The organism is Paenibacillus glacialis, from assembly GCF_001637205.1.
GTDB lineage: Bacteria > Bacillota > Bacilli > Paenibacillales > Paenibacillaceae > Paenibacillus_AQ > Paenibacillus_AQ glacialis.
This window is the reverse complement of the sequence record NZ_LVJH01000011.1, coordinates 37,231-46,712: the sequence shown is the minus strand read 5'-3', so window position 1 is coordinate 46,712 and position 9,482 is coordinate 37,231. Positions and strand designations below refer to the sequence as shown.

The following is a 9,482-nucleotide window of genomic DNA, read 5'->3' as shown; positions in this document are numbered from 1 at the left end:
GTTTTCAAGGATTAAACCTTGTATAACAGCATAAAGCTGAAGTTTTTTCTAGAGATTGATATTCACTTGGAGTAATTCAAGAAATATGATGACGAGAAAAATCACGTTTGGTGGCGATAGCGGAGGGGTTCCACACGTACCCATCCCGAACACGACCGTTAAGCCCTCCAGCGCCGATGGTACTTGGACCGCAGGGTCCTGGGAGAGTAGGACGTCGCCAAGCACACAAAGACCACCGTTGATTTCGATCAACGGTGGTTTTTTTATGCTTTATGAAATTTATTTTATGAGATGAGAAATTAACGGTTCAGGAAAGTGTATATTTTTACAGAAAAGTGATTATGTTTTCCAATAACTTGACTTTAATTTCTGTTGTATTCTCACTAAGGAATAGGGATTTTATACTTAAACGGATAGATGTAAACCCTTTCACTTTCAAGAAGTGTCCTCTACCAGTGGACAGTGTTAGTTACACAAAGACTTGGGAATGATATATAAGGGAAACCTTACTGATGTTCTTGACAGCCCCAACCCCCTTTGCTAAGATGGCAATAATATATTTTCAGGAAATGCATTTTTAGCTTTATTTATAAGGGTTTATTTGGTTTATTTATGAAAATTAGGGGAGGCCACACAAGGTGCGTGAAGATAAGTTTGGTAAAGAAGGATTAACTTTTGATGATGTACTACTAGTACCACGTAAGTCAGAGGTACTACCTAAGGAAGTGGACGTGTCCACAAGATTAAGTAAGCATGTGAAGTTGAATATTCCCCTCATTAGTGCGGGTATGGATACAGTGACGGAGGCTGCTCTGGCTATAGCGATTGCTAGAGAAGGTGGAATCGGCATCATCCATAAGAATATGTCGATCGAACAGCAGGCTGAGGAAGTAGATCGTGTTAAACGTTCTGAGAGTGGGGTTATTACAAACCCGTTTTCACTAAAACCGGATAATCTGGTATCTGATGCTGAAGCAGTAATGGCTAAGTTCCGTATTTCTGGTGTACCTATCGTGAATGAGGATAATAAATTAGTCGGTATTTTGACGAATCGCGACTTGAGATTTATACATGATTACAGCATTAAGATTAGCGACGTGATGACTAAGGAAGATTTGGTTACTGCGCCAGTAGGAACGACGCTTCAAGAAGCGGAAGTTCTATTGCAGAAACATAAGATCGAGAAACTTCCATTAGTGGATTCAAACAATATCCTTAAAGGTCTTATCACAATTAAGGATATTGAGAAAGCAATTCAGTTCCCTAACGCCGCTAAGGATGCTCAAGGCCGCCTTTTGGTTGGGGCAGCGATTGGTATCTCCAAAGACACGTTAGAACGTACAGAAGCTCTGGTTAAAGCTGGTGTAGATGTTATCACGATAGATTCTGCCCATGGACATCACATTAATATTATTGATGCTGTACGCGAACTGCGTGGCAATCATCCAGAACTCACCATTATTGCAGGTAATGTAGCAACAGGTGAAGCAACACGTGATTTGATTGAAGCTGGTGCATCTGTTGTTAAGGTGGGTATCGGTCCAGGTTCTATCTGTACTACACGAGTTATTGCTGGAATCGGTGTTCCACAAATTACGGCAATATATGATTGTGCTCTGGTAGCTAAGGAGTATGGGGTTCCGATTATTGCCGATGGAGGTATTAAATACTCAGGCGAGATTACGAAGGCTATTGCCGCTGGTGGACATGCAGTTATGTTAGGTAGCTTGTTTGCGGGTACTAAAGAAAGTCCTGGTGAATCAGAAATTTATCAAGGACGTAAATATAAAGTGTACCGTGGAATGGGATCGATCAGTGCTATGAAACAAGGAAGTAAAGATCGTTATTTCCAAGATGACGATAAAAAGCTGGTACCTGAGGGTATTGAAGGCCGTGTGGCTTATAAAGGGCCACTGTCTGATACAATACTTCAACTAATTGGGGGCCTTCGCTCTGGTATGGGATATTGCGGTGTTCAAACACTAGACGAACTGCGTAATGATACGCAATTTATCCGTATTACAGGTGCTGGACTACGTGAAAGTCATCCACATGATGTTCAAATCACTAAAGAAGCACCGAATTACTCGGTTTAATTGTGATAAACGTATATTAAAATACAATTTTCTTACAAGAGACAGGACGAAATTCGTTCTGTCTGTCTTTTTTTGATGAATATGCTGTGTTAGAATAGAATAAGCAATGGATAGTTAAGGATAGAGAGGAGCTTATATGCTTTGAAACACAAGGTAGTAAGAATAAGTAGACGCAAATGGCTTAAGAAAAGTATAGCTTCGGTTATGCTTATAAATATGTTATGTATGTCCTCATTACCACTCGTGGTGTTAGCAGAAGGGGAAGCAACAACGAAGACAGAGGTAACAGCGACGGATGCTACGAAAGCAGTTACCCCATCTAAGGCAGTAAAGATTCCAGATGTAAAGAGTTTGGGATTACAAGTGAAATCAGCGGTACTCATCGAACCTACAACGGGAGAGATTCTGTTATCTCTCAATAGTGACGTGGCGTTGCCACCTGCTAGTATGACTAAGATGATGACAGAGTACATTGTGGCAGACCAAGTGAAGCAAGGGAAGCTTAAATGGGATGACATCGTTACGGTGGGACCAAATGCAGCAAAAACAGTGGGATCACGTATCTTCTTGGCAGAAGGAGATCAACATACGGTTGAGGAATTATACATAGCTATGGCTGTAGGGTCAGCGAATGATGCTACTGTAGCTTTAGCTGAACGCGTAGCAGGTTCTGAAGCAGCATTTGTTCAATTGATGAATGAACAGACCAAACGTATGGGAATGAAGACAGCATTCTTCATTAACTCCACGGGATTGAGTCGGGCAGACATGCCAGCTGAATACAGACCAAGTGAAGATCGTGAGACAGTAATGTCTGCGATGGATACGGCTTTACTCGCGAAGTTCATCGTACAAGATCATCCTGACTTTGCGAGATTCACGGCGATACAATCGTACCCATTCCGTGAACGTGATAGTAAGCCAATCATTAACTATAACTGGATGTTGGAAGCCAATAAAGATATTACGAACTTTAAGGCTTATGCGTATCCAGGGTTAGATGGATTGAAAACAGGTCATACGATTGCTGCCGGGAACTGTTTTGCGGGTACGGCAGAAAGAGATGGCATGCGGTTGATCAGTGTCGTTATGGGAGCTGAGACAAATCCTGCTCGTTTTATTGAAACGAAGAAAGTGCTTGATTTCGGATTTAATAACTTTGAGATCAAACAGGTAGTTGCACCTAAGTCTGTCGTAGTGGGAACTGAAACTGTACCCGTGAAGAAGGGCGTGGAAACAACTGTAGGTGTGGTATCGGACTTAGATGTTAAGTTCATGGTACCAAAAGGAACACAAAACCCTGCAATTACATCCAAGGTTACTCTTCTGAATAAAGACGAGCTTGTAGCTCCGCTTGCTAAAGGTACCAAAGTAGGTACCATCACTTATACCTATAAAGCTGAGGGCATGGGTGAAGCTCAGGAGAAGACGGTCAATCTGGTAACAGCTGATGAAGTGGAAAAAGGCGGATGGTTCCGCTTATTGTTCCGAGCTATTAAAGATTTATTCGTCGATTTGTTTGACGGAATCAAGAATCTTTTTTAATATCAATATAGATTAGGGTCCAATCGTGTTGGAGTTACCGTCCATTCCACCTATTATGCGAAGCTTATTAGTATATGAAGGGAATGGACTGACCATATATATTTCAGGAGGCGTAAACATGGAAACGGGAACATCTCGGGTTAAAAGAGGTATGGCAGAAATGCAAAAGGGTGGCGTCATTATGGACGTCATGAATGCAGAACAAGCTAAAATTGCAGAAGCAGCAGGCGCGACAGCTGTCATGGCTTTAGAACGAGTTCCCTCTGATATTCGGGCAGCTGGTGGTGTTGCTCGCATGGCAGATCCTACTATAGTGGAAGAAGTTATGAAAGTTGTATCTATTCCAGTTATGGCAAAAGCACGTATTGGTCATTTCGTAGAAGCAAAGGTATTAGAGTCACTTGGTGTAGATTATCTTGACGAAAGTGAAGTGCTAACACCAGCAGATGAAGTATTCCATATTGATAAATGGGATTTCACGGTTCCTTTTGTATGTGGAGCGAAAGATCTAGGAGAAGCTTTACGTCGTATTGGCGAAGGTGCTTCCATGATTCGTACCAAAGGAGAACCAGGAACAGGAAATATCGTTGAAGCTGTACGCCATATGCGTCACATTAACGGTCAAATCCGTAAAGTACAGAATATGTCGAAGGACGAATTGTATGCTGAAGCTAAGAACTTGGGTGTTGCCCATGACTTATTGCTTGAAGTTCAACAGCTAGGTAAATTACCTGTCGTTAACTTTGCAGCAGGTGGTGTTGCTACACCAGCTGACGCAGCGTTAATGATGCATTTAGGTGCAGATGGCGTATTTGTAGGATCTGGTATTTTCAAATCCGAATATCCAGAGAAATTCGCACGTGCCATTGTTGAAGCTACAACACATTTCCGTGATTATAAATTAATTGCTGAAGTATCTAAGAATTTAGGTGCCCCAATGAAAGGTATCGAGATTTCATCTTTAAAACCTTCCGAGCGTATGTCGGATCGCGGCTGGTAAGAGAGAAGGTTTAAAGGGATATGAAAGTTGGAGTATTAGCATTACAAGGAGCTGTCACAGAGCATATTCGTAGTATTGAACTTGCGGGTGCTGAGGCAGTGACCGTGAAAAAGATCGAAGAGTTAGCAGATGTTCAGGGACTTATTATTCCTGGTGGTGAGAGTACGACGATAGGTAAGCTCATGCGTAAGTATGGTTTTATTGAAGCTATTCGTAATTTCTCGGAAAATGGTAATCCTATATTTGGGACATGTGCAGGGCTCATTGTCCTTGCTGAGAGAATTGAAGGTCAAGATGAAGCACACTTAGCGTTGATGGATATAACTGTCGCTCGTAACGCATTTGGCCGTCAACGTGAGAGCTTTGAGACCGACTTAGGCGTCAAAGGTATTGATGAACCTGTTAGAGCGGTGTTCATTAGGGCACCATTAATAACAAACGTGGGTAATGAAGTGGAAGTTCTATCCACATACCAAGATGAGATCGTTACGGCAAGGCAAGGGCATTTGTTAGTTTCTTCATATCACCCAGAGTTGACGGATGATTATCGTCTCCATCAATATTTTGTGGATATGATTAGAGCACACAATGCTTCAATTAGTTAAATTTACAGAGTGAAGATAAGAACACCTTGACCTTTAATGGATATCAGTTATCGTTCTTTGATGAATATGACTGATGAACATCAGATAGATTTTCTCCGGGTATGAGGATCCGTCTACAAGTGGATGCTAGGGGAATATCTATCTGACCAAGGGGTCGAGGTTGTTTTTCTTGAGGAGGGTATACCTGTGTTAGATGTAAAAATATTGCGCGGCGACTTTGCTAGGGTGGAAGAAGCACTGAAGAATCGGAATAAATCACCCGAGCTTATCGCAGATTTCCCTAGACTAGATGGACGCCGTAGAGAACTGCTACAAGAAAGCGAAACGCTAAAGAGCCGTAGAAACACGGTATCGGGTGAAGTAGCAAAGCTTAAAAAGAATGGTGAAGATGCAGAGGCGCTAATTATCGAAATGCGTGAAGTGTCAGACCAGATTAAAGCATTCGATGAGGAAGTTCGAGAACTTGAAGTTAGCATTGCAGACTTAACGATGGCTCTACCTAACATCCCGCATGAATCGGTACCTTTGGGTAAGTCAGAAGCTGATAATGTAGAAGTACGTCGTTGGTCGGAACCTACTGCATTTGATTTCACACCGAAAGCACATTGGGACATTGCGCAGGATCTAGGGATACTTGATTTTGAAGCAGCAGCTAAAGTAACCGGTTCACGCTTTACCTTCTATAAAGGCATGGGAGCACGTTTAGAGCGTGCGCTTATTAACTTCATGATGGATCTGCACAGCAGTGAACACGGCTATGAAGAAATGCTTCCTCCTTATATCGTAAATGGGGATAGTCTACGTGGCACAGGGCAGCTTCCAAAATTTGAAGAGGATCTGTTCAAGATTCAAGATTCGGAATATTATCTTATTCCAACAGCTGAAGTGCCAGTAACCAACTATTACCGCGATGAGATTTTGACTATGGATGATTTACCAAAGAGTTTCGTGGCATATAGTTCATGTTTCCGTTCAGAAGCTGGATCTGCAGGTAGAGACACGCGCGGGCTCATTCGTCAACATCAATTCAACAAAGTTGAGCTTGTCAAAATTGTACACCCAGATTCCTCTTATGAAGAGTTGGAAAAGATGACTGCGAACGCAGAACGTGTACTAGAGCTTCTGAAGCTTCCGTATCGTGTCCTAGCTCTTAGTACAGGAGATATGGGCTTCTCAGCTGCGAAGACCTATGACATTGAAGTATGGCTTCCAGAGAGTGACATGTACCGTGAGATCTCCTCTTGCTCCAATACGGAGGACTTTCAAGCTCGTCGTGCTAACATTCGATTCCGTCCGGAAGCGAAGTCTAAGCCAGAATTCGTGCATACATTGAATGGTTCTGCATTGGCAGTTGGGCGTACTTTTGCTGCTATTCTTGAGAATTATCAGCAAGCAGATGGCAGTGTTCTCATCCCTGAAGTGCTTCAGCCTTACATGGGAAACGTCAAGGTTATTGCTGCAAAAAAATAAATTTTAAAAAAAGCTTGCCTTTTGGTATTCAGTTGTGATAAGATAATTTTTGTTGTTAGAGATTAATTGCTTATCGCAAACAACTGAATAACTTTTTGGAGAGGTACCGAAGCGGTCATAACGGGGCGGTCTTGAAAACCGTTAGGGGGCAACTCCACGTGGGTTCGAATCCCACCCTCTCCGCCATTACAATTAAACTTACTAACCATTCTCAGTAATTGAGAGTGGTTTTTTTGTATAAAAGAATGCCTCTTTTCACAACTTATAGTGAAGGGGAGGTGTTCTTCATGAGCCAAGATTTTCAATTGAATCAAAATCAACTTGTAGATGCGTGGCAGTCTACATTGCCAAGCGTTCTTCACCCGTCGGACCGGGCTTTAGTAGTTGCCGATGAGGCCGACTCTAACAGCATCAGAATCAACATTGGTACGGCTGGCAGGCAAGCGTACTCTTTTGACTTCCAATGTACGTATAAGGATGCGCGTGAGGTCGGTGTACAACTTGTTGATGTGGAGCGTGATGGTCGCTCGGTAGATGAGCATACGGACGTTATTCAGAATTTAGCAGGGGATTATACACGACATATTCATGAATGTGCTCAATCGCTACATGATGTAACTGACCCGTCTTAAGAAAGATGGGATCCTTCGAATGGGGTGAACAAGGGTGAGTAAGCCAAAAGCGATTCCTGTTCCCGAAGCACAGGAGAAACACCAGCGTCGAAATGATAATGAATCTAATGCCATACAAGAACCACTCTCAGGGTCTAAGAAAGTGAAGAACCATAATCATGTGAGTCACTTGAACAAAGAGGGCTAAACCTGAGTGTATAAGGAAAGGATTTATTTGATAACACCTTAGTGCTACTGCTAAGGTGTTATTTTAAGTTGGAAAAGGGATAACAACAATAAATCCACTATAATGTTAAAATTTACGTTATTATTTTCCATAAAGTGTTTCGCTAAAACGAGAATTAGTTTATGATTAAGAAAGTGACTAAAGTTACAAAGACTGAGGGGAGAGAACCAAATGAATAAGAAATTTACAGCCATAGGGCTATCATTGTTCTTAGCAATGACAGTCGTACTATCAGGTTGTGGCAGTAAGCAGGACCCGAAAGAGGCGTTACAAAGCGCTGCGGGCAATGCGATGACGATGACTTCGTATGAAATGAAAAGTAAGGTAGTTATTGAGGATTTGAAAATTAATGCGCCAGAATTAACAGGGAATGATAGTGTTTCTGGGACAGTAATGAGTATGCTTAAGAATGCCGAGTTAACGGTTGATGGTGTATATCAATTGGATCCAATGCAAACAGAATTAACGTTGGGTTTGAATCTTAAAGGTGACATGGCTATGAGCTTTAACATTCCGATGGTGATGACTAAGGAAAAAGTTTATATTAAAGTTCCAAGTATTCCTATGCTACCTTTACCAGAGACTGTAGTTGGTAAGTATGTAGAATTGGATCTTAAAAAACTTGCAGCAGAAGAAGGTACTGAATTCAATCTAGATGCTATCGATCCTAAGAAAACGCAGAAGCTAACGAATGAAATTTCTGGCGCATTCTTTACAGAATTTGATGGAGCTAAGTACTTTAAAGATATCGCCGTTAAGGATGCGAATCTTCCTGAAGGCGTAGAAGCTAAACAAGTCGCACAATTTAATATTACGAATGATAATGTAAAAGAAGCAATTACGATCTTAGTTGAGAAAGTATTGCCTAATATTCTTACTATTGTTGAGAAAGATGAGTACAAAGAAATGCTTGGCGTGACTGCTGAAGATATCAAAACAGTTAAGGATGAACTGAACACTGCTAATAAAGATGAGTTCAATAAAGCCCTTGAGGAATTGAAAAGTTACTTGAAGGTTAACACCTTTAGCGTCAATACTGCGATTAATAAAAAAGGATTTCCAGCATATCAGGATGTCGTGATGAATATTGAACTCAATGATCCTGAAACCAAACAAGATGTTAAACTTGCACTGAAGGGTTCATCTCAGTACAACAAGATTAATGAAAAACAAACGTTCGTCATTGGTATTCCTGAAGCGGCTAACGTTCTTACAATGGAACAATTTCAACAAGCGTTTGGAAATTAATAATATTTCCTTGTAGAGAAATAGCCCCGCACTTCATGTGCGGGGCTATTTTTCATTGTAGAAGATGCTTTTACTTCGAGGTATTCGCTATTGGATATTCATCGGCAAGAATAGCAAATGTTTGATGATCCTGCCATTGATCGTTTATTTTAATAAATTGACGAGCGATGCCTTCGGGTTGAAATCCAACTTTCTCAAGCACACGACGCGAAGGCTGATTGTCGAGTAGAATGGCAGCTTGGATTCGATGAAGCGCGAGCGATTGAAAGCTATACTTGAGGATCAAATGTAATGCAGCAGTCATATATCCTTTATTCTTTTCTTCGGGATCAATGAAATAGCCTACATCGGCAAATTGACCTACACCACGAACGACATTAGAGAGGGTAATTTGGCCGATGAGCTTGCCATTCATATTAAAAATACCAAACATATAGGCATGATCATTCTCAGCATCGTGTATACGACGGAGAATAAGCTGCTGCTGTTCATGGAGCGTATAGAAGCTTTCATATTGTCGAGGCTCATAGGCGGCATATACGCTGCGTGTAAGGATGCGTAGGTCTAATAAAGATCGACTATCGTCTTTCTGTAATGGACGTAAATATATGCCACTAATCGTATCATAAAAAGTAAGGTTCACAGGGGTCACCTCCTGGA

At 41.5% G+C, this 9,482-nt stretch carries 9 protein-coding genes, 1 tRNA gene and 1 rRNA gene; 10 read left to right on the top strand and 1 reads right to left on the bottom strand.

Annotated elements, in window-relative coordinates; all coding sequences use genetic code 11:
* The first annotated feature begins 106 nt into the window (after positions 1–106).
* From rrf to PGLA_RS08590, 10 genes are all read left to right on the top strand, one after another.
* Positions 107–223, top strand: a 5S ribosomal RNA gene (gene rrf / locus PGLA_RS08635).
* A gap of 415 nt (positions 224–638) precedes the next feature.
* Positions 639–2,096 carry an IMP dehydrogenase gene (gene guaB / locus PGLA_RS08630; protein WP_068531629.1) on the top strand — a complete coding sequence of 486 codons (1,458 nt, stop codon included), beginning with the start codon at positions 639–641 and terminating at the stop codon, positions 2,094–2,096.
* A gap of 141 nt (positions 2,097–2,237) precedes the next feature.
* Positions 2,238–3,641 carry a D-alanyl-D-alanine carboxypeptidase family protein gene (locus PGLA_RS08625; RefSeq protein ID WP_068531626.1) on the top strand — a complete coding sequence of 468 codons (1,404 nt, stop codon included), beginning with the start codon at positions 2,238–2,240 and terminating at the stop codon, positions 3,639–3,641.
* A 118-nt stretch (positions 3,642–3,759) separates the two neighbouring features.
* Complete coding sequence (gene pdxS / locus PGLA_RS08620; protein WP_068531624.1) at positions 3,760–4,641, top strand: pyridoxal 5'-phosphate synthase lyase subunit PdxS; 882 nt, start codon at positions 3,760–3,762, stop codon at positions 4,639–4,641.
* A 20-nt stretch (positions 4,642–4,661) separates the two neighbouring features.
* Positions 4,662–5,246, top strand: a complete 585-nt coding sequence (gene pdxT, locus PGLA_RS08615; RefSeq protein ID WP_068531622.1) for a pyridoxal 5'-phosphate synthase glutaminase subunit PdxT — start codon at positions 4,662–4,664, stop codon at positions 5,244–5,246.
* Between the two features lie 186 nt (positions 5,247–5,432).
* Positions 5,433–6,716 (top strand): serine--tRNA ligase, encoded by a 1,284-nt coding sequence (gene serS / locus PGLA_RS08610; protein WP_068531620.1) that lies wholly within the window; start codon positions 5,433–5,435, stop codon positions 6,714–6,716.
* 97 nt (positions 6,717–6,813) lie between these two features.
* Positions 6,814–6,902, top strand: a tRNA-Ser gene (locus PGLA_RS08605).
* A gap of 101 nt (positions 6,903–7,003) precedes the next feature.
* Complete coding sequence (locus tag PGLA_RS08600; protein WP_068531618.1) at positions 7,004–7,348, top strand: hypothetical protein; 345 nt, start codon at positions 7,004–7,006, stop codon at positions 7,346–7,348.
* Between the two features lie 34 nt (positions 7,349–7,382).
* Positions 7,383–7,535 carry a small acid-soluble spore protein P gene (locus PGLA_RS08595; protein WP_068531615.1) on the top strand — a complete coding sequence of 51 codons (153 nt, stop codon included), beginning with the start codon at positions 7,383–7,385 and terminating at the stop codon, positions 7,533–7,535.
* Positions 7,536–7,745: 210 nt separating this feature from the next.
* Positions 7,746–8,822, top strand: coding sequence for a hypothetical protein (locus tag PGLA_RS08590; protein WP_068531613.1), 1,077 nt, complete (start codon positions 7,746–7,748; stop codon positions 8,820–8,822).
* Positions 8,823–8,892: 70 nt separating this feature from the next.
* Here PGLA_RS08590 and PGLA_RS08585 read toward each other — a convergent pair whose 3' ends face one another.
* Entirely contained in the window at positions 8,893–9,465 is a 573-nt protein-coding gene (locus PGLA_RS08585; protein ID WP_068531611.1) for a GNAT family N-acetyltransferase, read from the bottom strand.
* Between the last annotated feature and the right edge of the window lie 17 nt (positions 9,466–9,482).